At 60.6% G+C, this 24,475-nt stretch carries 25 protein-coding genes and 1 pseudogene; 9 read left to right on the forward strand and 17 right to left on the reverse strand.

The window, feature by feature from the left end; all coding sequences use genetic code 11:
* Positions 1-8: 8 nt before the first annotated feature.
* Entirely contained in the window at positions 9-446 is a 438-nt protein-coding gene (locus H097_RS08340) for a DUF4399 domain-containing protein (RefSeq protein ID WP_032858882.1), read from the reverse strand.
* A 134-nt stretch (positions 447-580) separates the two neighbouring features.
* Here H097_RS08340 and H097_RS08345 point away from each other — a divergent pair, with 134 nt between their 5' ends.
* Positions 581-1,204, forward strand: coding sequence for a transporter substrate-binding domain-containing protein (locus H097_RS08345; protein WP_032858883.1), 624 nt, complete (start codon positions 581-583; stop codon positions 1,202-1,204).
* A 68-nt stretch (positions 1,205-1,272) separates the two neighbouring features.
* Here the strand turns inward: H097_RS08345 and H097_RS08350 are convergent, their stop codons facing one another.
* Complete coding sequence (locus tag H097_RS08350; RefSeq protein ID WP_032858885.1) at positions 1,273-1,767, reverse strand: DUF523 domain-containing protein; 495 nt, start codon at positions 1,765-1,767, stop codon at positions 1,273-1,275.
* 2 nt (positions 1,768-1,769) lie between these two features.
* Positions 1,770-2,402, reverse strand: coding sequence for a 2OG-Fe(II) oxygenase (locus H097_RS08355; protein ID WP_032858887.1), 633 nt, complete (start codon positions 2,400-2,402; stop codon positions 1,770-1,772).
* A gap of 131 nt (positions 2,403-2,533) precedes the next feature.
* On the opposite strand from H097_RS08355, the gene H097_RS08360 reads away from it, so the two are divergent.
* Entirely contained in the window at positions 2,534-3,286 is a 753-nt protein-coding gene (locus tag H097_RS08360) for a DUF2059 domain-containing protein (protein ID WP_032858889.1), read from the forward strand.
* A gap of 123 nt (positions 3,287-3,409) precedes the next feature.
* On the opposite strand, the gene H097_RS08365 is transcribed toward H097_RS08360, so the two are convergent.
* Positions 3,410-4,351, reverse strand: a complete 942-nt coding sequence (locus H097_RS08365; RefSeq protein ID WP_032858890.1) for an alpha/beta hydrolase — start codon at positions 4,349-4,351, stop codon at positions 3,410-3,412.
* Positions 4,352-4,461: 110 nt separating this feature from the next.
* Between H097_RS08365 and H097_RS08370 the strand changes: the two genes are divergently transcribed.
* On the forward strand, positions 4,462-5,037 hold the full coding sequence (locus tag H097_RS08370) for a DUF6436 domain-containing protein (protein ID WP_032858891.1): 576 nt from the start codon (positions 4,462-4,464) through the stop codon (positions 5,035-5,037).
* 41 nt (positions 5,038-5,078) lie between these two features.
* A complete protein-coding gene (locus tag H097_RS08375) occupies positions 5,079-7,448 on the forward strand; it encodes a penicillin acylase family protein (RefSeq protein ID WP_032858892.1) in 2,370 nt (789 codons plus the stop codon).
* Between the two features lie 63 nt (positions 7,449-7,511).
* Here H097_RS08375 and H097_RS08380 read toward each other — a convergent pair whose 3' ends face one another.
* The gene (locus H097_RS08380; protein ID WP_032858893.1) at positions 7,512-8,417 is read right to left on the reverse strand and encodes an AraC family transcriptional regulator; all 906 of its coding nucleotides are present in this window, start codon (positions 8,415-8,417) and stop codon (positions 7,512-7,514) included.
* Positions 8,418-8,516: 99 nt separating this feature from the next.
* Between H097_RS08380 and H097_RS08385 the strand changes: the two genes are divergently transcribed.
* A complete protein-coding gene (locus tag H097_RS08385) occupies positions 8,517-8,870 on the forward strand; it encodes a carboxymuconolactone decarboxylase family protein (protein WP_028618364.1) in 354 nt (117 codons plus the stop codon).
* Here the strand turns inward: H097_RS08385 and H097_RS08390 are convergent.
* Positions 8,848-9,813, reverse strand: a complete 966-nt coding sequence (locus tag H097_RS08390) for a GlxA family transcriptional regulator (protein WP_032858897.1) — start codon at positions 9,811-9,813, stop codon at positions 8,848-8,850. The genes H097_RS08385 and H097_RS08390 overlap by 23 nt on opposite strands.
* Positions 9,814-10,031: 218 nt before the next feature.
* On the opposite strand from H097_RS08390, the gene H097_RS08395 reads away from it, so the two are divergent.
* Positions 10,032-10,673, forward strand: coding sequence for an HD domain-containing protein (locus H097_RS08395; RefSeq protein WP_032858898.1), 642 nt, complete (start codon positions 10,032-10,034; stop codon positions 10,671-10,673).
* A gap of 113 nt (positions 10,674-10,786) precedes the next feature.
* Here H097_RS08395 and H097_RS08400 read toward each other — a convergent pair whose 3' ends face one another.
* The 4 genes from H097_RS08400 to H097_RS08415 all read right to left on the reverse strand — a co-directional run bounded on the left by H097_RS08400 (position 10,787) and on the right by H097_RS08415 (position 14,888).
* A complete protein-coding gene (locus tag H097_RS08400; RefSeq protein WP_029289445.1) occupies positions 10,787-11,671 on the reverse strand; it encodes an ABC transporter permease subunit in 885 nt (294 codons plus the stop codon).
* The gene (locus tag H097_RS08405) at positions 11,668-12,549 is read right to left on the reverse strand and encodes an ABC transporter permease subunit (RefSeq protein ID WP_169991605.1); all 882 of its coding nucleotides are present in this window, start codon (positions 12,547-12,549) and stop codon (positions 11,668-11,670) included. Before H097_RS08405 ends, H097_RS08400 begins: the two co-directional genes overlap by 4 nt.
* 35 nt (positions 12,550-12,584) lie before the next feature.
* Positions 12,585-13,727 (reverse strand): polyamine ABC transporter ATP-binding protein, encoded by a 1,143-nt coding sequence (gene potA / locus H097_RS08410; RefSeq protein ID WP_029289449.1) that lies wholly within the window; start codon positions 13,725-13,727, stop codon positions 12,585-12,587.
* A 66-nt stretch (positions 13,728-13,793) separates the two neighbouring features.
* Entirely contained in the window at positions 13,794-14,888 is a 1,095-nt protein-coding gene (locus H097_RS08415; protein ID WP_032858901.1) for a polyamine ABC transporter substrate-binding protein, read from the reverse strand.
* A 124-nt stretch (positions 14,889-15,012) separates the two neighbouring features.
* On the opposite strand from H097_RS08415, the pseudogene H097_RS28650 reads away from it, so the two are divergent.
* A pseudogene (locus H097_RS28650) lies at positions 15,013-15,111 on the forward strand (outer membrane lipoprotein carrier protein LolA); the annotation flags it as partial.
* On the opposite strand, the gene H097_RS08420 reads toward H097_RS28650, so the two are convergent.
* The 4 genes from H097_RS08420 to H097_RS08435 form a co-directional block, all read right to left on the reverse strand.
* The gene (locus tag H097_RS08420; RefSeq protein WP_032858964.1) at positions 15,109-16,221 is read right to left on the reverse strand and encodes a polyamine ABC transporter substrate-binding protein; all 1,113 of its coding nucleotides are present in this window, start codon (positions 16,219-16,221) and stop codon (positions 15,109-15,111) included. The pseudogene H097_RS28650 and the gene H097_RS08420 sit on opposite strands and share 3 nt — an antisense overlap.
* 179 nt (positions 16,222-16,400) lie before the next feature.
* On the reverse strand, positions 16,401-17,765 hold the full coding sequence (locus tag H097_RS08425) for an aspartate aminotransferase family protein (RefSeq protein WP_032858903.1): 1,365 nt from the start codon (positions 17,763-17,765) through the stop codon (positions 16,401-16,403).
* A gap of 57 nt (positions 17,766-17,822) precedes the next feature.
* Positions 17,823-19,181 carry a glutamine synthetase family protein gene (locus H097_RS08430; protein WP_029289457.1) on the reverse strand — a complete coding sequence of 453 codons (1,359 nt, stop codon included), beginning with the start codon at positions 19,179-19,181 and terminating at the stop codon, positions 17,823-17,825.
* Positions 19,182-19,220: 39 nt separating this feature from the next.
* A complete protein-coding gene (locus H097_RS08435) occupies positions 19,221-20,009 on the reverse strand; it encodes a gamma-glutamyl-gamma-aminobutyrate hydrolase family protein (RefSeq protein WP_032858905.1) in 789 nt (262 codons plus the stop codon).
* A gap of 278 nt (positions 20,010-20,287) precedes the next feature.
* Between H097_RS08435 and H097_RS08440 the strand changes: the two genes are divergently transcribed.
* The gene (locus tag H097_RS08440) at positions 20,288-21,664 is read left to right on the forward strand and encodes a glutamine synthetase family protein (protein WP_032858908.1); all 1,377 of its coding nucleotides are present in this window, start codon (positions 20,288-20,290) and stop codon (positions 21,662-21,664) included.
* A gap of 230 nt (positions 21,665-21,894) precedes the next feature.
* Positions 21,895-22,521 (forward strand): TetR/AcrR family transcriptional regulator, encoded by a 627-nt coding sequence (locus tag H097_RS08445; RefSeq protein WP_032858909.1) that lies wholly within the window; start codon positions 21,895-21,897, stop codon positions 22,519-22,521.
* Positions 22,522-22,636: 115 nt separating this feature from the next.
* On the opposite strand, the gene H097_RS08450 is transcribed toward H097_RS08445, so the two are convergent.
* From H097_RS08450 to ssuC, 3 genes are read right to left on the reverse strand one after another with little or no spacing between them, the layout of a single operon-like run.
* A complete protein-coding gene (locus H097_RS08450) occupies positions 22,637-22,852 on the reverse strand; it encodes a TOBE domain-containing protein (protein WP_003213899.1) in 216 nt (71 codons plus the stop codon).
* Between the two features lie 27 nt (positions 22,853-22,879).
* Positions 22,880-23,686, reverse strand: a complete 807-nt coding sequence (ssuB, locus tag H097_RS08455; protein ID WP_032858910.1) for an aliphatic sulfonates ABC transporter ATP-binding protein — start codon at positions 23,684-23,686, stop codon at positions 22,880-22,882.
* Positions 23,683-24,471 (reverse strand): aliphatic sulfonate ABC transporter permease SsuC, encoded by a 789-nt coding sequence (gene ssuC, locus H097_RS08460; RefSeq protein ID WP_032858913.1) that lies wholly within the window; start codon positions 24,469-24,471, stop codon positions 23,683-23,685. Before ssuC ends, ssuB begins: the two co-directional genes overlap by 4 nt.
* Positions 24,472-24,475 lie beyond the last annotated feature (4 nt).

The following is a 24,475-nucleotide window of genomic DNA, read 5'->3' on the forward strand; positions in this document are numbered from 1 at the left end:
AACAAATCTTACTTGACGGTAACGGTGATCACTTTTGAGGCTACAGTAGGTTCAAACTGACGGTGAACGTTATCGCCCGCCACCAGTTGCAGGGTGTGCTTGCCCGGGGCCAGGGTCAGTTCGGTCTTGGTTTGTGCCTTGCCGAAGTGGATCACGGTATCGGTGGCTGGAATCGGCTGGCTTGGGTCAGGCAATGCCTTCTGATCAACCAGCAAGTGGTGATGGCCGGCACCTGGGACTTGTTTGTCGATAGGCTCAAGGTCCATGCCCTTGATGCCAAACTCAACGGTGAAGGTCTTGTCGACGGTAGCGCCATCCTTAGGCGAGACAATAAACACCTCAGCCCCCTTGGGCGCAGGTGTACGTGGGATATCGGCGGCTGACGCCAGCATGGAAGCTCCCAGCAAAAGACTGGCCAGGGTTGCACGAGACAAAATGGCTTTCATTAACTTCTCCAGTTTTTCTGTGAAATCTGTAGGGTTATGACAACTTAGTGACGAAACGTTGTCCAAGGCACTCGACACCATAGCAAAGCGAGCCTGAACCGCGTCTCGCACCTTCGAATTCTTTAGGAGTGACCATGCGCTTTTTGCCTGGCCTGTTACTTTTGCTGCCTCTTCTGAGCCCCTTGGCTCACGCCGAACTGTTCGACGACGTGTTTGACCGTGGGGAACTGCGCATTGCCCTCGAAGCCGATACGCCACCCTTCAACTTCAAGGAAGGCGACAAACTCACCGGTTTTGAAGTGGAGCTGGGTGAGTTGCTGGCGCGGGAAATGGACGTACGTGCCTCCTTTATCACCACCGACGACAGCGACTTGCTGCCCGGTGTAGAGAGCGGCAAGTACGACGTGGCGATTAACCATATCGCTGTGACTGCGCAACTGCAGGATCGTTTCGATTTCAGCGTGCCGTATAGCTATGCCAATGCCCAGATGCTTGCGAAAAAGCAACAAAAGCGTCTGCTGGGCAACCTCGACACCCTCACCAGCAGCCAATTTGCCGCCAAGCCCACCGAGGGTGTGGACCTGCGCAACCGTGTCGATGCCAAGGCCACGTTGACCCTGGCCATCCCGTTCCATAAGGGCAACCCGGCGTTCAAGTCGAGCCTGGACAAGGCGCTGGAGCGCATCAAGGCCGATGGACGGCTGGCGGCGCTGTCACAAAAGTGGCTGGAGGCCGACACCAGCAAACCCACCAAATAGGCTTGTGAGTGGGCTTTTGTGGGAGCGGGCTTGCTCGCTCCCACAAAAAGCCTGGTCCTAGATTGGATTTAGGTGGGGTTTGGGAGCTGGTCCAGGGCTACCACCGCCTCGGCCAACTCCAACTCGCTGAACACCTGCACCCCATGGCGCTTGAGCAACGCTGCCGTCACCCCTTCGCCCGTGACTTTCACCCCACTGAACGTGCCGTCATAAGTCAGCAGATTGCCGCATGAGGGGCTGTTGGCCTTGAGCACGGCGATGCGGATGCCATGGCGCTGCACCAGGGCCAGGGCCTGCCGCGCCCCATCGAGAAAGGCTTCGCTGAAGTCCTCGCCATCGGCAGTCAGCACTTGCGCACGACCTTCCCACACACCCATCCCCTGCCCGCCCGGAATCTCGGCAGAAGGGCGTGGCGTAGGCAGGCCGCCAGCGACTTCCGGGCACACCGCAACCACCCGGCCTTCGGCCTGCCAGGCGGCCAGTTGGTCGAACGGCCCGCTGGCCCCGCCGTCATAACGTACGCGATGCCCCAGCAGGCAGCGGCTGACCAGAATCTTTTGCATGCTCAAAACGGCTCGTTGCCCCGCCGGCGAAACCAGCCGGTCAGGGACAGGCGCTCGCGATGGGCAGGCAGGACTTCGTGGGGTACTTCCCCCGACAGGAACACCACCAGGCACCCGCCGGTGGGGTCCACGTCGTGTTCGACGCCATCCTTGAGGTACATGCGTAACTGGCCGCCATGTTCGGGCAGCCAATCCTGGTTCAGGTAGACCACCGCCGAGACCATGCGCCGGTCATCGTCGCGAAAACGGTCGAGGTGCTTGAGGTAGAACGCCCCCGGCGGGTACATCGCGAAGTGGCATTCAAACTCTTCCAGGCCCAGGAACAGCCCTCGGTTCATTGCCAGTCGCAGGCTGTCCATCAACAGCAGATAGCGATCGCAAATAGGCGCCTGGCCGGGCTCCAGCCATTGGATATGGTCGCCACGGATCCCCTCGCGAATCTCCTGGGCCGGCCCGCGTCCGACAGCGGCCGGTGCCAATTCACCTTCAACGGCACGTTTATGGCACTCAGCCGCCAGTTCCAGGGTCAGAGCCTCTGGCAGGAAGATGTTCTGCTGCGACCAACCTTTCACGGCCAGGTCGTCGACGATGCGTAGCAGCAGCGGGTCATCAGGGGATATTTGCATGGCGCGCATAGTATCCATACGCCTGGAAAACCGACAGCGCCGCCGAGCACCTAGATACACTTTAGTCAGGCAACTGATAGGACTTCTCGACAAATCCTACGCCCGACACGGACAATAGTGGCCGACTGACAGGAGTCCATATGCGTCGTTTGTTTTTATCCTTGCTGATGTTCTGCGTGTTGCCCGCCTGGGCAGACAGCCATGACCAGTTGTACACGGTCGCCGGCTGGCCGCAACAACGTGCGCATTTCAGTGACGCCTTGAGTGCCGCCCAGCAGCGCTACCGCAACAGCTTGCCGCCGGCGGTGTACCAGGCGCTGGTGGACAACAGCAATAAACGCTTCGCCCCCAAGGCCATGGATCAGCGGGCTGAAGCCCAGTTGCGCCAGAACCTGGCCGATCCAAAACCCGCGCTGGCGTTTTTCCAGTCGCCTCTGGGGCGCAAGATTGTCGCCGCCGAATTGCTGGCGACCCGCCGTGACCAGTTGGCCAAGAATGCCCAGGGCTTGCCACAGATCCAGGCCGACGCCACCCGCAGCCTGATCATCGGCCACCTGGCCCAGGCCCTGCCCGCCCGCGAAGCCGGGGCCGAGGTCAGCCTGGCGATTGCTGGCGTGGCAGCAGACAGCCTGAGCCAGATGATCCCCGGTCTGTTGGGCGGCGGTCAGGCGCAGAGTATGTTGAACGGTCAGCGCGAGCGCTTGATGCAGCAGATCGGCAATGATCTGAACAACACCTTGTTGTATGTGTATCGGGACTTGTCAGACCCGGAGCTGGAAGAGTTCGCCACGTTTGCCGAGTCACCGCAAGGCAAGGCGTATTACCAAGCGGCGCTGGCAGCGATCCGTGCCGGCCTGGCGGTCGGCCAAAGCACCTCCAGCCTGGCCCCCTGACGCCCCTCCCTCTGTAGGAGCGAGCTTGCTCGCGAAAAACTCAAGGACACCGCGTCTAACCAGGCAGCGCGCGTTATCGTTGACGTTCTTCGCGAGCAAGCTCGCTCCTACAGGGGTGCAGGCTTATTTCAGGTGGTCGGTGAGAAACTTGAAGTATTGCTCGCGGATTTCAGGCAATTCATTTGCCAAGTGATGCCGCCCACGCGGCAACATCAGGATCTGCGGCTGATCGAACTTGCCGCGCAGCACCTGCAAGTTGTGCTGCCAATCCACGGTCATATCCTCCTCGCCCTGCACGATCAGTGGCCGTCGTGTGCTGCGTGGCGCAGCTTCGATGCGTTTGATCCAGCGCGCCAACGCGCCCACCCAGGCGGTGGGCAGTTGCCGGGGCTGCAAGGGGTCAGCTTCGAGGAACGGGCGGAACGCCGGGTCATTGCTGTTATCGCTGAAACGCCGGGCGATGCCTTTGACGAACGGCTTGAGCAGGTAATAACTGAGCTGCGACCAGCCCCAGGCCCGCGGCCGCACCAGCGGCGACAACAGGAAAGTCTGGCCTTGCGCCGGGCTGCCTGCGCCATGGTTGAGCAGATGATCCACCACAATCGCCCCGCCGGTGCTTTGCCCGAACAGATGCCAGGGCTTGGGCAGTTGCAGCGCGTCGGCCTGTTCGAACAAGCCGCTCACCACCCGCTGGTACACCGCAAAATCATCGATGCTGGCACGCACGCCGCTGGACAGGCCATGGCCCGGCAAGTCGCAGGCAATCACTACGAAACCCTGGTCCAGGCCCCACTCCACCACGCTGCGGTACAGTCCCATGTGGTCGTAGAAACCGTGGAACATAAACAGTGTGGCCACCGGTTTCGCCGGCCACCAGACCTGGCTGACCACCTCGAACCCATCCACCTCGAAGCGCCCCAGGCGACTGACCGCAGGCTCTTTGCGCGCGGCCAGGTCCAGCCCATAGAAGCGCTGGTAGACCCTGGCTTCGGCCGAAAGCGGCTGCGCGTCCACCAGGGGCCGCAAGCTTTCGCGCAAATGATCGGGGTCAAAGGTAACGGGCATAAGAACTTCCAGACTAGGGCTTCACAGCCCTGACAGATGAATATCGAGTCGCGATATTCATCTGTCAGGGCAAGCATGGCAAGCTACGCGACCTTCGAGGATTGCTCTGAATGCGAAAACCCTACCGCACCGCCCTGCTCGCCAGCCTGATCATGCTGATCTGCGCCGCCGTTCTGTGGGCCGCGTATGACTGGTTCCAGGGCCGCTACCTGCGGGCATTCAGCGCACACACGGCGGTGTTTTCCGGCGACCCATTGCGCCTGCCCGACGAGCTCGCAGGCCCCGGCCCGATCCGCCTGGTGCACTTCTGGGACCCGGCCTGCCCGTGCAATGTCGGCAATCAACAACACCTCAGTGAACTGATCGAGCAATACGCGCCCCTGGGCGTGGAATTCTATGCCCTGCAAAAAGCCGGCAGCCACGGCCAATTGCCCACCACCCTTGGCGCCATGAAAGTCCTCAATGCCCTGCCCGGCGCCAATCAGGTGCCCGCCAGCCCGGCGGTCGGCATCTGGGATCGCAACGGTAAACTGGCGTATTTCGGGCCGTACAGCGAAGGGCTGACCTGTAATTCAAGCAACAGTTTTATCGAACCGATCCTGCAGGCACTCCAGGGCGGGCGCACGGTGAACGCGACCCACACCCTGGCGGTTGGCTGCTATTGTTCCTGGCCAGAAGGTTCGTAGCTCTTCTAAAGTAGCCCCACGTCTAATAATAAGGATTGTTCATGAAGCGCGTCGTGTCGGGTCTCGCGGCCCTGCTGGTGCTGATCGCCCTCGGCGCCGGCTGGTATGTCTACAGCAAGCAACCCACCCGCCAGGGCACCGTGGAGCTGGCCAACCTGCAAGGTTCGGTCACGGTGCGTTACGACGACCGTGGCGTGCCGCATATCCGCGCCGAGAACGAGGCTGACCTGTATCGTGCCCTGGGTTATGTACACGCCCAGGACCGCCTGTTCCAGATGGAAATCATGCGGCGCCTGGCCCAGGGCGAGCTGGCCGAAGTGCTGGGCGCCAAGTTGCTGGACACCGACAAACTGTTCCGCACCCTGCGCATCCGCGAGCGCGCCGCCACCTACGCGGCGCAGATGGACCGCCAGTCACCGCACTGGAAGGCCCTGCAAGCCTATCTGGACGGGATCAACCAATATCAGGACAACCACGCCAGCCCCATGGAGTTTGACGTACTGGGCATCCCCAAGCGGCCGTTCACCGCCGAAGACACCATCAGCATCGCCGGCTACCTGGCCTACAGCTTTGCTGCAGCCTTTCGCACAGAACCGTTGCTGACTTATGTGCGAGACCAACTGGGCAGCGACTACCTGAAGGTGTTTGACCTCGACTGGAAAGCCAAGGGCGACCTCGGCCTGACCGCCGGTGACTGGCAAGACCTCGACGCCATCGCCCGCCTCAGTGAGCAGGCCCTGGCCGACAACGGCCTGCCGCAGTTCGAAGGCAGCAACGCCTGGGCCATCAGCGGCAATCGCACCAAGAGCGGCAAGCCGTTGCTGGCGGGCGACCCGCATATCCGTTTCTCGGTGCCGTCGGTGTGGTACGAGGCGCACCTGTCGGCGCCCGGTTTCGAACTCTACGGTTATCACAACGCTCTGGTACCGGTGGCGTTCCTGGGGCACAACAAAGCGTTTGGCTGGAGCCTGACGATGTTCCAGAACGACGACCTCGACCTGATCGCCGAGAAGGTCAACCCGGATAATCCCAACCAGGTGTGGTACCGCGGCCAGTGGGTCGATATGACCAGCAGCGAACAGCATATCGCCGTCAAGGGCCAGGCCCCGGTGACGTTGACCCTGCGCCGCTCGCCCCACGGCCCGATCATCAACGACGTACTCGGAGCCAACGCCGGCAAGACACCGATTGCCATGTGGTGGGCGTTCCTCGACACCGAAAACCCGATCCTCGACGGGTTCTACCAACTCAACCGCGCCGACACGCTGGCCAAGGCGCGCACGGCGGCCGCCAAGGTGCATGCGCCGGGGCTCAACATCGTGTGGGCCAATGCCAAGGGCGATATCGGCTGGTGGGCAGCCGCGCAGTTGCCGATCCGCCCGGCGGGTGCCAATGCCGGGTTTATCCTCGACGGCAGCACGCCTCAGGCTGACAAGCTGGGCTTCTACCCGTTCAGCGCCAACCCCCAGGAAGAAAACCCGGCGCGTGGTTATGTGGTCTCGGCCAATGCCCAGCCGGTATCGCCCACCGGCATGCAGATCCCCGGCTATTACAACCTGGCGGATCGTGGCCAGCAGCTAAACGCGCAGTTGAGCGACAACCAGGTCAAATGGGACCTGGACAACAGCCAGGCCCTGCAACTGGGCACCACCACCGCCTACGGGCCCCGCCTGCTGGCGCCGCTGTTGCCGGTGCTGCGTGAGGTGGTCAAGGATCCGTCCGAGCTCAAACTGGTGGAGCAACTGGCCACGTGGAAAGGTGACTACCCGGTGGAGTCGATCCCGGCCACCGTGTTCAACCAGTTGCTGTATGACCTGACAGACGCGGCCTTTCGCCCCAAGTTGGGTGACGACATGTTCAAGACCCTGATCACCACTCGCGTGATCGACGCCGCCCTGCCACGCCTGGCCGCCGCCGCGGACTCGCCGTGGTGGAACGGGCAGCGCACCGAGACCGTCAAGCGCGCCTGGGACAAGAGCCTGGCCCATCTGAAAACCACCTTCGGCGATGACCCGACCCAATGGCAGTGGGGCAAGGCGCACACCCTGACCCACGGCCATCCACTGGGTATCAAGAAGCCGTTGGACCAGATCGTCAATGTCGGCCCGTTTGCCTCACCGGGCAGCCACGAAGTGCCGAACAACCTGTCCGCAATCATTGGCCCGGCGCCATGGCCGGTGACTTATGGTCCGTCTACCCGGCGCCTGGTCGACTTCGCCGACGCCGCCCACGCACTGACCATCAACCCGGTCGGGCAAAGCGGCGTGCCGTTCGACAAGCACTATGCCGACCAGGCCGAGACCTACATCGAGGGCGGGTACGAGCAAGCGCATTTTGATGAAGAAGAGGTCCAGGCCAATACTCGCGGCACCCTCAAGCTGTTGCCGGCCCGCCCCCCACAACAGCCCTGACGAAACACCATCATAAATGTGGGAGCGGCGGTGCGACGATTCGACTTGCTCGCTCCCACAGTTTTAATCTGCGTTGCGCATTCGACCGGGTGCCTGGCCATACGCCTCCTTGAACTTCTTGCTGAACGCCGCCTGGGATTGATAACCCACCCGGGCCGCGATATCCGTCAGGCTCAACCGCGACTGCTGCAACAGGTTGAACGCCAGTTCCATGCGCAACTGGGTCAGCAACACCCACGGCGATACGCCCGCCACTTTGACAAACGCGCGCATGAACGTGGCCCGGGACATCGACGCTGCGCCGGCCAGGCTGTCGATGGTCCAGTCATGCCCGGGCTCGGCCAGCATCGCCTGCCAGGCGCGGCCCAGGCGTTTGTCGGTGAGCAAGGCAAACGTCCCCGCCAACGGCGCTTGTTGTGCCAGCCAGGTGCGCACCAGCAAAGTGAACAGGGCCACCGACAGCGCATCGATGAACGACCGCGCACCGAGCCGCTCGCCATCCGCTTCGCTGCGCATCAGCGCAATCAGGGCCGCCAGTTGCCCATCGGCCTGCCATTGCCGGCTGGACACCACCAGATACGCCGGCAAGGCCGCGAACAGCAACGACTGGCGGTTGTAGTGAAAGCTGCCACAGAGCATCTCCACCTCCGGCTGATCGCCACCCAGGCGATGCACCTTGAGGACACCGTCGTCGATCACCCTGGGTAACATCGCTGGCACCGTCGCGCCCTGGCTGCGCAACAGGTGAGTCGCACCGCCGGGCAGCAGCAGGATGTCGCCCTCTTCCAGGGTCACTCGTTGCCCGCCCGAAAGCTCGGCGTGGCAGGTGCCACTGAGCACAATGTGATACGGCGCCACGCCCAGTGATTCGGGCGCATGGTCCAGGGCCCAGTCGCCCTGGAACTGGCAACGTACATCGAGGCTGCCGCGCAGGTTGGCCATGGTGATCAGGGTGTCGATAGCGTTCATTTGCGAATATCGGTCAAAAAGTTGAGCGGATCGAACAATACCGCCAAACCCGGACGGAACACACTGGCTTCACACCCAACCCGTTCAGGAGTTATCGCAATGTTCAATAACTGGTCCGACTTGCTGCCTACCGTGAAGAAAGCCTTTGGCACACTGGGCAAGAGCAACCCGAAGATGGTCAAAGCCTACATGGCGCTTGGCGAAGCCGCCGAGGAAAACAACGTCCTGGATGCCAAGACCCGCGAACTGATCTCGATTGCAGTGGCGATCACCACTCGCTGCGACGGTTGCATCGGCGTGCATGCCGACGCCGCGATCAAGGCCGGCGCCACCCGCGAAGAAGTCGCCGCAACCTTGGCCACTGCCATCTCACTGAATGCCGGCGCCGCCTACATCTACTCGCTGCGCGCGCTGGAAGCCTACGACACGCTTAAACCGGCGCCGCAAAGTTGAGCCGAAACTGCTGCGGCGTCACGCCCAGCCGGCGGTTGAACACACTGCGCAGGTGCTGGGCATCACGAAAGCCGCATTGATAGGCCACGGTCTTGAGCGGCGCGCTGCTGCTTTCGAGCATCACCCGCGCCGCATCCACCCGCGCCCGCTCGACAAATTCTGCCGGGGTGATTCGCGCCTCACGGGCAAATACCCGCGAGAAGTTGCGCGCACTCATGTTGGCTGCGCGGGCCAGGTCGGCAATGCCCAGGTCGCCGGTCAGGTTCGCCAGCACGTACAACTGCACCTGCGCCACGGCCGAGGAAGATTCGGCATGGGGTGTCAGGAACGGACTGAACTGTGACTGCCCGCCGCTACGCTGGGTAAACACCACCAGGCGCTTGGCCACGCTCAAGGCCACTTCCGGGCCGTGGTCCTGGGCCAGCAGGTACAACGACAGATCGATGCCCGCCGTGACCCCGGCCGAGGTGTAGAGGTTGGCGTCTTGCACGTACAGGCGGTCGGCGTCGACCTGGGTCGAGGGGCACAGGCGCGCCAGATCCGCCGCGTCACCCCAGTGCGTGGTGACCGTGCGCCCCTCCAGCAAACCGGCGCGCGCGAGCATGAACGCGCCATTGCAAATCGAGCCGAAACGCCGAGCCCTGGCGCTGGCGCCTTGCAACCACTGATTGAACGCCGGGCCGAAATCCTCGAAGGGCAACTGCGGGCCACCGGCTACCAACAACAGGTCATAGGCTTGCAGCGCATCGCTGTAATGGATATGGGCCTGCAATGACAGACCGTTGGAGCAGGCAATGTTGCCCTGGACCTGGCCGATGACTTCGAGCTGGTAATGATCCGCAGGCGCCAGGAAGCGATTGGCCTCGCAGAACACGTCCATGGGACCGGTCACATCCAGTGACTGGACGCCGGGGAAGATCAGGATGGCGACGGTTTTGTGCATGGATGGCACACCTTTCTATCGGAATAAACGAAGAAACATTTGGATTGTTGCAGGCTTCAAGCGATAGCAGTGCCTGCTACACCCTAGCCGATTTCACGTGGCACGATGTGACCGCACATTGGCCGGGATCGCATCCTCACCGCGATGGCCCTCGCGCACAGGCGCATCCAAACTGGACTCATCAGCGCCAACCCGGCGCCTTCTTGAGGATCATGACCATGAGCACCACCATCGCCGGTATCAAAATCCCCGACAGCGCCCTGGCCAAGGCTACCACCGAGTACATCCGCGACATTGAATCCGACCTGCTCTACCACCACTCCCGCCGAGTGTTCCTGTTCGGCGCGCTCAGCGGTGAACGCAAGCAACTGGCCTACAACCCGGAGCTGCTCTACGTCGGCGCGATGTTCCACGACCTGGGCCTGGTGGCAGGCCATCGCAGCGACAACGAACGCTTTGAAGTGGACGGCGCCAACGCTGCCGCCGACTTTCTCAAGCCCTATGGTTTAAGCGATGACGATATCGAGCAGGTGTGGCTGTCCATCGCCCTGCACACCACCCCTGGCGTGCCCCAGCACCTGCGCCCCACTGTCGCGCTGGTCACGGCCGGTGTGGAGATGGATGTGCTGGGCATGGACTACGCCGCCTTTAGCCACGTGCAGCGCGAAGCGGTGGTGCATGCGCATCCACGGGGCGAAGGGTTCAAGGAGTGCATCATCTGCGCGTTTGCCGACGGCTTGCGCCATCGCCCGCAGACCACGTTTGGCAACGTGAAGACCGATGTGTTGGTGGATCAGGAACCGGGGTTCAAGCCGATGAACTTTGTCGAGGTGATTCGCCAGTCGCCGTGGACTGCCTAATCAACTTGAAATGCAATCAAATGTGGGAGCTGGCTTGCCTGCGATAGCGGTGGTTCAGTCACCTCTTCAGTGACTGACACTCAGCTATCGCAGGCAAGCCCGCTCCCACATTTTTAGACCGGTGCGGGCGCGCGGCGCACGTCCGGCTGTTTCCAGCCATCCGCTGCCGCTTCTTCGATGGCTTGCTGGATCGCCTTCTTGCGCCGCTCTTCCGCGCGACGGCTGAAGTACCACACCAGGAACGTCACCAGCGACACCGCCAGCAGAATCAGGCTGGCCACGGCGTTGATCTCGGGTTTGACCCCAAGGCGCACCGCCGAGAACACTTCCATCGGCAAGGTAGTCGAACCCGGGCCCGAGACGAAGCTGGCCAGAACCAAATCATCCAGCGACAACGCGAACGACATCATGCCACCCGCCGCCAACGACGGCGCGATCATCGGGATGGTGATCAGGAAGAACACCTTCCACGGCCGCGCACCCAGGTCCATGGCCGCTTCTTCGATCGACAGGTCCAGCTCACGCAGGCGTGCCGACACTACCACCGCCACGTACGCCGCACAGAACGTGGTGTGGGCGATCCAGATGGTGACAATGCCACGCTCCTGGGGCCAACCGATCATCTGCGCCATGGCCACGAACAGCAGCAACAGCGACAGACCGGTGATCACTTCCGGCATCACCAGCGGCGCCGTCACCAAGCCGCCGAACAGCGTGCGGCCCTTGAACTGGCTGATACGGGTCAGCACAAACGCCGCCAACGTACCCAACGCCACCGCAGCCACCGCCGTGTAGCAGGCGATTTCCAGGGAGCGGGCCACCGAGCCCATCAACTGGGTGTTGTCCAGCAGGCCCACGTACCACTTGATCGACCAACCACCCCACACCGTCACCAGTTTCGATTCGTTGAACGAATAGATCACCAGGATCAGCATCGGCAGGTAGATAAACAGCAGCCCTACGACCAGCATGAAGCTGGAGAAACTGAAGCGCTTCATACCTTGCCCTCCATCTCTTTGGCTTGGCTGCGGTTAAACAGAATGATTGGCACGATCAGGATCGCCAGCATCACCACCGCCAGGGCGGAAGCCACCGGCCAGTCGCGGTTGTTGAAGAACTCTTGCCACAACACTTTACCGATCATCAGGGTTTCCGGGCCGCCCAGCAGTTCCGGGATCACGAACTCGCCCACCACCGGGATGAACACCAGCATGCAGCCGGCGATGATGCCGTTCTTGGACAGCGGCACGGTGATTTTCCAGAAGCTGTTGAAGGTGCTCGAACCCAGGTCCGAGGCCGCTTCCAGCAGGCTCTGGTCATGTTTGACCAGGTTGGCGTACAGCGGCAGGATCATGAACGGCAGGTACGAATAGACCACGCCGATATACACCGCGATGTTGGTGTTGAGGATCTGCAACGGTTCGTTGATCAACCCCATGGACATCAGGAAGCCATTGAGCAAGCCGTTGTTGCTGAGAATGCCCATCCACGCATACACGCGGATCAGGATCGCGGTCCAGGTCGGCATCATGATCAGCAGCACCAGCACGGTCTGCATCTCTTTGCGCGCACTGGCGATGGCGTAGGCCATCGGGTAGCCGATCAGCAGGCAGAGCGCCGTGCTGAAAAACGCCATCTTCAGCGAGCCCAGGTAGGCGGCGATGTACAACTCGTCGCCGGCCAGCAGGCTGTAGTTGGCCAGGTTGAGCACCACCTCCAGCTTCTGCTCGATGTAGGTATAGATCTCGGTGTAGGGCGGGATCGCCACGTCTGCTTCAGCAAAGCTGATCTTCAGGACGATGAAGAACGGCAGCATGAAGAACATGAACAGCCACAGGAATGGAATCCCGATGACCACCTGTTTGCCGCTGGGAATTATTCGGTGCAGTCGCCGTTTGAATTTCTTCATGTTCATGAGCGAAGTACCACGCCGCTGTCGTCTTCCCACCACACGTAGACCTGGTCACCCCAGGTCGGCCGCGCGCCACGACGTTCGGCGTTGGCGACGAAGGACTGCACCAGCTTGCCGCTCGGCAGTTCGACGTAGAACACAGAGTGGCCGCCCAGGTAGGCAATGTCATGCACCTTGCCGCTGGACCAGTTGTGCTCGCAGGTCGGCATTTCGGTGGTGACCAGCAGCTTTTCCGGGCGGATGGCGTAGGTCACCGACTTGTCTTCCACCGAAGTGGCGATGCCATAACCCACGTAGATATCGCGGTCCAGGTCGGCGCACTTGAGCACCGCATGGCCTTCGGCGTCATCCACCACCACGGTGTCGAAGATGTTGACGTTGCCGATGAACTCGCACACCAGGCGGCTGGTGGGGGTTTCGTAGATGTCGATCGGGCTGCCGATCTGCGCGATCCAGCCCAGGTGCATGATTGCGATGCGCTCGGCCATGGTCATGGCCTCTTCCTGATCGTGGGTCACCATCACACAGGTCACGCCGACGCGCTCGATGATTTCCACCAGCTCCAGTTGCATCTGCGAGCGCAGCTTCTTGTCCAGGGCGCCCATCGGCTCATCGAGCAGCAGCAGTTTCGGGCGCTTGGCCAGGGAACGGGCCAATGCCACGCGCTGACGCTGGCCGCCAGACAGCTGGTGCGGCTTGCGCTTGGCGTACTGGCTCATCTGCACCAGCTTGAGCATCTCGGCCACACGGGCCTCGACCTCGGCCTTGGGAATCTTGTCCTGTTGCAGGCCGAAGGCGATGTTCTGCGCCACCGTCATGTGTGGGAACAAGGCGTAGGACTGGAACATCATGTTGATCGGCCGCTCGTAGGGCGGCATGTCGGTGATATCCACACCGTCGAGGAAAATCCGCCCTTCGGTCGGGCGCTCGAAACCTGCGAGCATACGCAGCAAGGTGGACTTGCCCGAACCCGAACCGCCGAGCAAGGCAAAGATCTCGCCTTTCTTGATTTCCAGGGACACATCGTCCACGGCAATCGTCTCGTCGAACTTCTTCGTGACCCGGTCGATTTTGACCAACACCTTTTTCGGTGTCTGGTCGCCCTCGAGGGCTTTCTTATAGGCGCCGGAGGCAACTGCCATTTACGAAACTCCCAAAAAAAAGAGTGCAGAACGTCCAATACGGACGAACCTTGGATAATTTGAGCCTTACTTGCCCGTCTTGACCTTGGTCCAGCTACGGGTCATCAAGCGTTGCACTTTCGGGGGTAGCTCGAAGTTGACAAACGTCCGGTCGAGAACCGCCTGCGGTGGATAAACCGCTTCGTCGGTGCGTATCGATTGCTCCATCAGCGTGTCCGCCCCTGGGTTAGGGTTGGCGTAGCCGACGTAATCACTGACCTGAGCGATCACTTCAGGTTGCAGTAAATAATTGATGAAGGCATGGGCCTCTTTGACGTTGGTCGAGTCCTTGGGGATCGCCAGTACGTCAAACCACAGGTTGCCGCCTTCTTTCGGAATCGCGTAGGCGATGTTCACGCCTTTGCCGGCCTCGGCCGCGCGGGCCTTGGCCTGGAACACATCGCCGGAGAACCCGGCGGCCACGCAGATATTGCCGTTGGCCAGGTCCGAGATGTATTTGGATGAGTGGAAGTAGGTCACGTAGGGACGCACTTTCAGCAGTTTTTCCTCGGCTTTCTTGTAGTCCGCCGGGTTGGTGCTGTTAGGGTCCAGGCCCATGTAGTTGAGTACCGCCGGCAGCATTTCATCGGCCGAGTCCATGAAGGACACGCCGCAACTGGCCAGCTTCTTCATGTTTTCCGGCTCGAACAGCACGGCCCAGGAGTCGATCTTGTCGACGCCCAGCACTTCCTTCACTTTATCGACGTTGTAGCCGATGCCGTTGGTGCCCCACAGGTAAGGCACGGCGTATTGGTTGCCCGGATCGTTCTTTTCCAGGCGCTTGAGCAGCGCCGGGTCGAGATTGGCGTAGTTGCTCAGCAACGACTTGTCGATCTTCTGGAACGCACCGGCCTTGATCTGCTTGCCCAGGAAGTGGTTGGACGGCACCACCACGTCATACCCGGTGCGCCCGGCCAGCAACTTGCCTTCCAGGGTTTCGTTGGAGTCGAACACGTCGTAGACGGGCTTGATGCCAGTGGCCTTTTCAAAGTTGGCCAGGGTGTCGGGGCCGATATAGTCCGACCAGTTATAAACATGCACGGTGGAAGCTGCCTGCACGCTGACTGCCAACGTGAGGCCTGCCCCAACCAGCAAGGCTTTGCGAAATAAAGAAATTGGCAAGTGGAGGTCCTCTTAAATAGTTGGGCCCGAAGTTGTTGCCCGGCAACAAAACCGGCGCGCAACTTACCCTCGATAAACCGATCCGGCAAAACTTTCTGTCATTTAATTTTTTGTAGGAGCGAGCTTGCTCGCGAAGGTCGTCAACGATAACGCGGGGCATCAGGCACCCCGCGGCGCATTTGAGTTTTTCGCGAGCAAGCTCGCTCCTACAGGTTCGTGCTTATTTACCCGATTTGATCTTGGTCCAGCTGCGCGTCAGCAGACGCTGGGTCGCGGCTGGCAGATCGCTGATTGCATACAGCTTGGCCTTCACATCATCCGACGGATAGATACTCGGATCGCCCGAGATATCCTTGTTCACCAGCGGCGTGGCAGCCTTGTTACCGTTCGGGAAACGTACGCTGTTGGTGATGGCGGCCATGACTTCAGGCTTCATCAGGTAGTTCATGAACTGGTAGGCGGCGTCCAGGTTCTCGGCATCTTTAGGGATGGCGACCATGTCATAGAAGCTGCCTGCACCTTCCTTGGGAATGGCGTAGGAAACCTTGACCTTGCCACCGGCTTCAGCCGCGCGGGACTTGGATTGTTCCAGGTCACCCGAGTAACCCACGGCCACGCAGATGTTGCCGTTGGCAAGGTCGGAAATGTACTTGGAGGAGTGGAAGTAGCCCACCGAAGGACGGATCTTGAGGAACAGCGCTTCGGCTTCAGCCAGCTGTTTCTTGTCCTGGCTGTCGGTCGGGTAACCCAGGTAATGCAGGGCCACCGGGATCATTTCGGTCGGCGAGTCGAGGAAGCTCACGCCACAGCTTTTGAGTTTTTCGATGTTCTCGGGCTTGAACAGCACGTCCCACGAGTCGATCTTGTCGACGCCCAGCGCGGCCTTGACCTTGTCCGGGTTGTAGCCGATGCCGATGGTGCCCCACATGTAGGGGAATGCATATTTGTTGCCTTTGTCACTGGCATCGCCCACGGCCTTGAGCAGGTCGGTATCGAGGTTTTTCCAGTTTGGCAGCTTGGACTTGTCCAGCTCCTGGTACACACCGGCCTTGATCTGCTTGGCCAGGAAGTTGTTCGACGGTACGACGATGTCGTAGCCGGACTTGCCCGCCAACAGCTTGGCTTCCAGGGTTTCGTTGCTGTCGAAAACGTCGTACACCACCTTGATGCCAGACTCTTTCTCAAAGTTGGCGACGGTGTCCGGTGCAATGTAGTCGGACCAGTTGTAGACGTGCAGCACTTTGTCGGCAGCCTGGGCCGTGCCGGCCATTGCGCCCATCAGGGACAAGGCCAGGAGGGTCTTGCCAGCGTTCTTCAAACCTAATGCCTTCATTCGGTCATGCTCCAATTTTTCTTTTTTGGGCCACATCTTTCTACGTTTCATGGCCCGTCGAAGGGCGACAAAACAGGGCGACAGTCTGGCAAGTTCAGGGGCCGGCTTTCAACCAAAGCCCCGCATTTATCATTGCCCGAATGCAACAGCCGCAAGCCGCTGCATTCTGAGCCTAGCACTTAGCCCTGCAATGCCGCCAAAGTCAGGTCCAGGCACTGGCGAGCCTTGGTCACCAGCTCGTCAATCTCGGCCTTGCTGATCACCAGCGGCGGCGAAATGATCATGGTGTCGCCCACGGCGCGCATGATCAGGCCATTCTCGAAGCAGAAGGTGCGGCAGATCATCCCCACGCCTTTGCCTTCATAACGCTTGCGCGTGGCCTTGTCCTGCACCAGCTCGATCGCACCCAACATGCCGACACCACGTACTTCGCCCACCAACGGATGATCCGCCAGCTCGCGTAGACGCTTTTGCAAATACGGTGCCGTTTCGTCATGGACGCGGCTGACAATTTTTTCATCGCGCAGGATGCGGATGTTTTCCAGCGCCACCGCAGCCGCCACCGGGTGCCCGGAGTAGGTGAAACCGTGGTTGAAATCGCCCCCTTCGTTGAGCACCGCCACCACTTCGTCGCGCACGATCAGGCCGCCCATGGGGATGTAGCCCGAGGTCAGGCCCTTGGCGATGGTCATCATGTCTGGCGTCAGATCGTAGAAATCGCTACCGAACCACTCACCGGTACGGCCAAAGCCACAGATCACTTCGTCGGCGACAAACAGGATGTCGTACTTGGCGAGGATTTCCTTGATGCGCGGCCAGTAGGTCGCTGGCGGCACGATCACGCCACCGGCACCCTGGATCGGCTCGGCAATAAAGGCACCGACGTTGTCCACGCCGACTTCCAGAATTTTCTCTTCCAGTTGATTGGCAGCCCAGACCCCGAACTCTTCAGGGCTCATGTCGCCGCCTTCACCGAACCAGTACGGCTGCGCGATATGCACGATACCCGGGATCGGCAAGTCGCCTTGCTCGTGCATATACGTCATGCCGCCCAGGCTCGCGCCGGCCACGGTGGAGCCGTGGTAGCCGTTCTTGCGGCTGATGATGGTTTTCTTGTTCGGCTGGCCCTTGATCGCCCAGTAGTGGCGAACCATGCGCAACATCGTGTCGTTGCCTTCGGAGCCGGAGCCAGTGAAGAACACATGGTTCATGCCGGCCGGGGCGATATCGGCGATGGCCTTGGCCAGCTCCAGCACCGGCGGGTGGGCGGTCTGGAAGAACAGGTTGTAGTAAGGCAGTTGTTTCATCTGCTTGGCGGCGGCGTCGGCCAGTTCATCGCGACCGTAACCGATGGCCACGCACCACAGGCCGGCCATGCCGTCGAGGATCTTGTTGCCTTCACTGTCCCACAGGTAAACGCCCTTGGCGTTGGTGATGATGCGCGGGCCTTTTTCTTTCAATTGCTTGAAGTCGCTGAACGGCGCCAGGTGGTGATCGTTGCTCAGGGCTTGCCATTCACGGGTTTGCGGGTTGTTGCTGGACATACCAATCTCCAAAAGTAGCAGGTGAGGGTGCGGCGCATCCCGGCCGCACCCGGCGCATCAGACGGCGAAGAGCAGGAATTCCCGCTCCCACGAACTGATCACGCGCTTGAAGTTTTCATGCTCGGCCCGCTTGACCGCGACGTAGCCAGTGATGAATTTGTGACCCAGGTATTTCTCGATGGTCTTGCTGTTTTCCATGCGCTCCAGCGCGTCTTCGATAGTCAACGGCAGGCGCAGGTTGCGCCGTTCGTAACCACGACCGACCACCGGCGCACTCGGGCTGATGCCTTCGACCATGCCGATATAGCCGCACAGCAAGCTGGCGGCGATCGCCAGGTACGGGTTGGCATCGGCGCCCGGCAGGCGGTTTTCCACGCGACGGTTCTGCGGGCCGGCATCCGGTACGCGCAGGCCGACGGTGCGGTTCTCTTCGCCCCACTCCACGTTCACCGGCGCCGAGGTGTCGGGCAGGAAGCGGCGGAACGAGTTGACGTTGGGGGCGAACAGCGGCAACAGCTCGGGAATGAACTTCTGCAGGCCGCCAATGTGGTGCAGGAACAGCTCGCTCTTGGAACCGTCCTCATTGGAGAACACGTTCTTGCCAGTAGCGATGTCGATGATGCTCTGGTGCAAGTGCATGGCACTGCCGGGCTCGCCGGTCATGGGCTTGGCCATGAAGGTGGCAGCCACGTTGTGCTTGAGCGCGGCTTCACGCATGGTGCGCTTGAACACCAGGATCTGGTCGGCCAGGGACAGGGCATCGCCATGACGGAAGTTGATTTCCATCTGCGCCGTGCCGTCCTCGTGGATCAGCGTGTCGAGGTCCAGCTCTTGCAGCTCGCACCAGTCGTAGACGTCTTCGAACAAGGGGTCGAATTCGTTGGCCGCTTCTATAGAGAAGGACTGGCGACCGGTTTCCGGGCGGCCGGAACGGCCAATCGGCGGTTGCAGCGGGAAGTCCGGGTCCTCGCAACGCTTGGTCAGGTAGAACTCCATCTCCGGCGCCACGATGGGCTGCCAGCCTTTGTCGGCGTAGAGCTTGAGGACTTTCTTGAGCACGTTGCGCGGCGACAGCTCGATCGGGTTGCCTTGCTTGTCGTAGGTGTCGTGGATCACCTGGGCGGTGGGTTCGATGGCCCAGGGCACGAGGAACACGGCGTTCTGGTCGGGGCGGCAGATCATGTCGATGTCGGCCGGGTCGAGCAGTTCGTAATAGATGTCGTCTTCGACATAGTCGCCGGTCACGGTCTGCAACAGAACGCTCTCGGGCAGGCGCATGCCTTTTTCGGCAATGAACTTGTTGGTCGGCGAGATCTTGCCCCGGGTGATCCCGGTGAGGTCGCCAATCATGCATTCGACTTCTGTGATCTTGTGGTCTTTCAACCAATCGGTGAGCTGGTCGAGGTTGTTACTCATAAATGCCTCTGGGCTGGGTTTCCTGACATCCATTAAAGGTCAGGCGTTGTTTGACGCGTGCGCGTCTCTTTGTTTCGCCCGCTTTCGGCAGGCATCGCCAAATGCCTTGAAGATCGCGAGGTAGTACGGATTGGAGCTTACCTGCCATTCAGGGTGCCATTGCACTCCTAATGCAAAAGCGTCTGCAAAAGCCTTGCCCTGTTTGAGCGAAAAAGCTTCGACCAGGCCATCCGGCGCGCGCGCTTCGACCTGCAGGCCGGGCGCCAGGCGGTCAACGCCCTGGCTGTGGATCGAGTTGACCTGGATCGTGTCCGGCAAGCCCAGGCTCGCCAATACACCGCCCGGGCTGATCGCCACGGCGTGCGCCGGGCCGTACTGGACTTCCAGCGGCTGGGTGTCGTCTTCGCGGTGATCCATCATGCCCGGCAGTTCATGAACCTTCTGGTGCAGGCTGCCGCCCAGGGCCACGTTCATTTCCTGGAAGCCTCGGCAAATCCCCAGCACCGGTACGCCTGCGGCAATCGCGGCGCGAATCAGCGGCAGGGTGTTTTGGTCCCGTGCAGGATCATGGGCGGTTCCTGGCGCACTGGCCGGGCCGTCGTAGTGAAAGGGTTCGATATTGGAGGGGGAACCGGTAAAGAGAATGCCGTCCAGGCCGTCAAGAATATTGGCCGGATCGAACAGATCCGCCAGGGACGGAATAATCAATGGCAAGCCCTTGGCAGCGATTGCCACGGCGCGGACGTATTTGTCGCCACTGATGTGATAAGCATGCAGACCAACCTGTTTGGAGCAGGCGGTGACGCCGATTAACGGCAGGCCAGACATGAAGCACCCCGGTATTATTGCTGTTATGGGTTTGAATCGAGCTTAGCCTTGTTCATTTTTTTACACAACACCCCCGTAAAAAATACAACACGGCCCGCTCAAGCCTGCTAGTCCCAAGCCGGTCAAACTGGCAAAACTGCCCAAAAAAGCCGCAAAAAAGCCCCCAAGGCGCTTTTTTAGGGCAAAAAAGGCCTCGCTTGACTTCGGCATGCCGTTCGGGTTGACTGAAACCAGAAAAGATCAATGATTGATATTTTTAACAACAAAGGTGTTGCATCATGTCGGTACCCCCGCGTGCCGTTCAGCTTAACGAAGCGAACGCGTTCCTTAAGGATCATCCTGAGGTTCTGTACGTAGACCTTCTAATTGCGGATATGAATGGTGTGGTGCGCGGTAAGCGCATCGAACGCACCAGCCTCCACAAGGTTTACGAGAAGGGCATTAACCTGCCTGCCTCTTTATTTGCCCTGGATATCAATGGCTCGACGGTGGAAAGCACCGGCCTGGGTCTGGACATCGGTGATGCTGACCGAATCTGTTATCCAATCCCCGATACCCTGTGCAATGAGCCCTGGCAAAAGCGCCCTACCGCGCAACTGCTGATGACCATGCACGAACTTGAAGGTGAACCTTTCTTCGCCGATCCGCGCGAAGTGCTCCGCCAAGTTGTAACCAAGTTTGACGATCTAGGCCTGACCATCTGCGCTGCCTTCGAGCTTGAGTTCTACCTGATCGACCAGGAGAACGTGAACGGCCGGCCACAACCCCCCCGCTCGCCGATCTCCGGCAAACGCCCGCACTCGACACAGGTCTACCTGATCGACGACCTCGACGAATACGTCGACTGCCTCCAGGACATTCTGGAAGGTGCCAAAGAGCAAGGCATCCCAGCTGACGCCATCGTCAAGGAAAGTGCCCCGGCGCAGTTCGAAGTGAACCTGCACCACGTCGCCGACCCGATCAAGGCATGCGACTACGCGGTACTGCTCAAGCGTTTGATCAAGAACATTGCCTACGACCATGAGATGGATACCACCTTCATGGCCAAGCCTTACCCGGGCCAGGCAGGCAACGGTTTGCACGTGCATATTTCGATCCTGGACAAAGACGGCAAGAACATCTTTGCCAGCGAGGATCCCGAGCAGAACGCCGCATTGCGTCACGCGATCGGCGGTGTGCTGGAGACCCTGCCTGCACAAATGGCTTTCCTGTGCCCCAACGTCAACTCCTACCGTCGTTTCGGCGCACAGTTCTACGTGCCGAACTCGCCGTGCTGGGGCCTGGACAACCGCACCGTGGCGATTCGCGTACCGACCGGCTCGTCCGACGCGGTACGTATCGAACACCGTGTGGCCGGCGCCGACGCCAACCCTTACCTGCTGATGGCTTCGGTCCTGGCAGGCGTGCACCACGGTCTGACCAACAAGATCGAACCTGGCGCACCGGTGGAAGGCAACAGCTACGAGCAGAACGAGCAAAGCCTGCCGAACAACCTGCGTGATGCCCTGCGCGAGTTGGACGACAGCGAGGTGATGGCCAAGTACATCGATCCGAAATACATCGATATCTTCGTCGCCTGCAAGGAAAGTGAGCTGGAGGAGTTCGAACACTCCATCTCCGACCTTGAGTACAACTGGTACCTGCATACCGTGTAAGCGGTGGTTGCATTGAAAAAACGCCACAGGCCTTTAGTCTGTGGCGTTTTTTTTGGGATTCTTCAGGGAGACCTGGTTGGCCTCTTCGCGAGCAAGCCCGCTCCCACATTCGACCTCATTTCAACGGTGGAATACGGTCGAATGTGGGAGCGGGCTTGCTCGCGAAGGCGTCCTGGCAGACAACACAGACGGCTGCTCATACAATGCCCGCTGCCCTGTAGGAGACTTCCATGACCCGCCCCGCCGCCCCTCGCAAACCCCGCGCCCGCAGCCAGGCCCGGATCGACGCGATCCTCGACGCCGCCCGCACCTTGCTGGCCGCCGAAGGCGTGGCCAGCCTGTCGATCTACAGCGTGGCCGAACGGGCGCAGATTCCGCCGTCGTCGGTGTATCACTTTTTCGCCAGCGTACCGGCCTTGCTCGAAGCGCTGACAGCTGACGTGCACGCCGCGTTTCGCGCCGCGCTGCAAGCGCCCATCGACCACGATCAACTGCACACTTGGCGCGACCTGTCGCGCGTAGTGGAGTTGCGCATGCTGACCATCTACAGCAACGACGCCGCCGCCCGGCAATTGATCCTCGCCCAGCACGGCCTCACCGAAGTCACCCAGGCCGACCGCCAGCACGACCTGGAGTTGGGGGACTTGATGCTGCAAGTGTTCAACCGCCACTTTGAAGTACCGGTGCTGCCGGCGGACGTGGACGTGTTTGCCCTGGCGCTGGAGTTGAGCGACCGCGTTTACGCGCGCTCGGTGCATCAGCATGGGCAGATCACCCCGCGCATGGCGGAGGAAGGGATGCGGGTGTTTGATGCGTATGTGGGGCTTTATTTGCCGGTGTTTTTACCTAAGCGATAAGTGTTGTGGTGACTGGGTCGGCCTCTTCGCGAGCAAGCCCGCTCCCACATTTTGATTTGTGAATACATTCAAAAATGTGGGCGCGGGCTTGCTCGCGATAGCGGTCGGAAGCCGATCACAGCTTGGCGATCGACACCTCGGTAGACTTCACAAACGCAATCACTTCACTGCCAATCACCAACTCCAGCTCTTTCACCGAGCGGGTAGTGATTACCGAAGTGACGATGCCGGACGCAGTCTGCACGTCGATTTCCGACAGCACGTCGCCTTCGACGATTTCCTTGATGGTGCCTTTGAACTGGTTACGCACGTTGATCGCTTTGATAGTCATGGTGTTACTCCTTAAGGGACAAGTGAGTTATTGCGCCCACCGCAATTGCGTAGGCAACGGTGAAACAGGTTCCGGCTCCGGCGGCGTGCCGGGCAGTGACAGCACACGGTTGAGCACTTCAGTTTCCAGGGCCGCCAGGCGATGGGAGCCGCGGACCCGCGGGCGTGGCAGTTCCACATGCAGGTCGAGGCCGATTTCGCCGTCTTCGATCAGGATTACCCGATCGGCAATGGCCACGGCTTCGCTGACGTCATGGGTCACCAGCAACACGGTGAAACCGTGCTTGCGCCACAGGTTTTCGATCAGTTGCTGCATCTCGATGCGGGTCAGGGCATCCAGCGCACCCAGGGGTTCATCCAGCAGTAACAGGCGCGGCTGGTGAATCAACGCGCGGGCCAGGGCCACCCGTTGTTTCTGGCCACCGGACAACGCCGCCGGCCATTCATCGGCACGCTCGGCCAGGCCGACCGCCTCCAGCGCCTCAAGCGCCTGGGGCCGCCAGTTGCCTTTAAGGCCCAGGCCGACGTTATCGATGATCTTTTTCCACGGCAGCAGGCGTGCTTCCTGGAACATCAGCCGCGTGTCTTCGAGCGCTTCGCTCAGCGGTGCAGAGCCTGCGAGCAATTCGCCACTGCTGGCGCTATCAAGGCCGGCCAGCAAGCGCAGCAAGGTACTTTTGCCACAGCCACTGCGGCCGACAACAGCCACGAACTGCCCCGCCGGAATGTGCAGGTCGATCTCGCGCAAGACTTCCCGCGCGCCAAACGCCTTGCGCAGCTTGCGCACCGCCAACGGGATACCCCGCAGCAGGCGTGGAGGTTGTTGAGCGGTCATGCCGCACCTCCTTTTTGCACTTGATAGGCCGGATGCCAGCGCAGCCACACACGCTCCAGGCCACGCGCCGCCAGGTCTGCCAATTTGCCGAGCACCGCGTACAGCACAATCGCCAGCACCACCACGTCGGTTTGCAGGAACTCCCGGGCATTCATCGCCAGGTAGCCGATGCCGGAGCTGGCAGAGATGGTTTCTGCAACGATCAGCGTCAGCCACATAAAGCCCAGGGCAAAGCGCACACCCACCAGGATCGACGGCAACGCGCCCGGCAGGATCACCTGACGAAACAGACTGAAGCCGGACAAGCCATAACTGCGAGCCATCTCCACCAGCGCCGGATCGACGTTGCGGATGCCGTGATACGTATTGAGGTAGATCGGAAACAGCGTGCCGAGGGCGACCAGGAAAATCTTCGCCGTCTCATCAATGCCGAACCACAAAATCACCAGCGGGATCAGCGCCAGGTGCGGCACGTTGCGAATCATCTGCACCGAGCTGTCCAACAGGCGTTCACCCCATGTCGACAGGCCGGTGATAAAGCCCAGGGCCAGGCCGATGCCGCCACCGATCACAAAACCCAGGCCCGCGCGCCAGCCGCTGATGGCCAGGTGGGTCCAGATTTCACCACTGCTGACCAGGTGTACCCCAGCTGCAATCACTGCGCTGGGCGCCGGCAGAATACGTGTCGACAACCAGCCCGCCGACACCGACAACTGCCACACTGCCAGCAACAGGATCGGCAGCGCCCAGGGCGCCAGTCGATGCAGAATCCGTTGACTATTCATGACG

The organism is Pseudomonas sp. FH4 (assembly GCF_000510915.2).
Lineage (GTDB): Bacteria > Pseudomonadota > Gammaproteobacteria > Pseudomonadales > Pseudomonadaceae > Aquipseudomonas > Aquipseudomonas brenneri.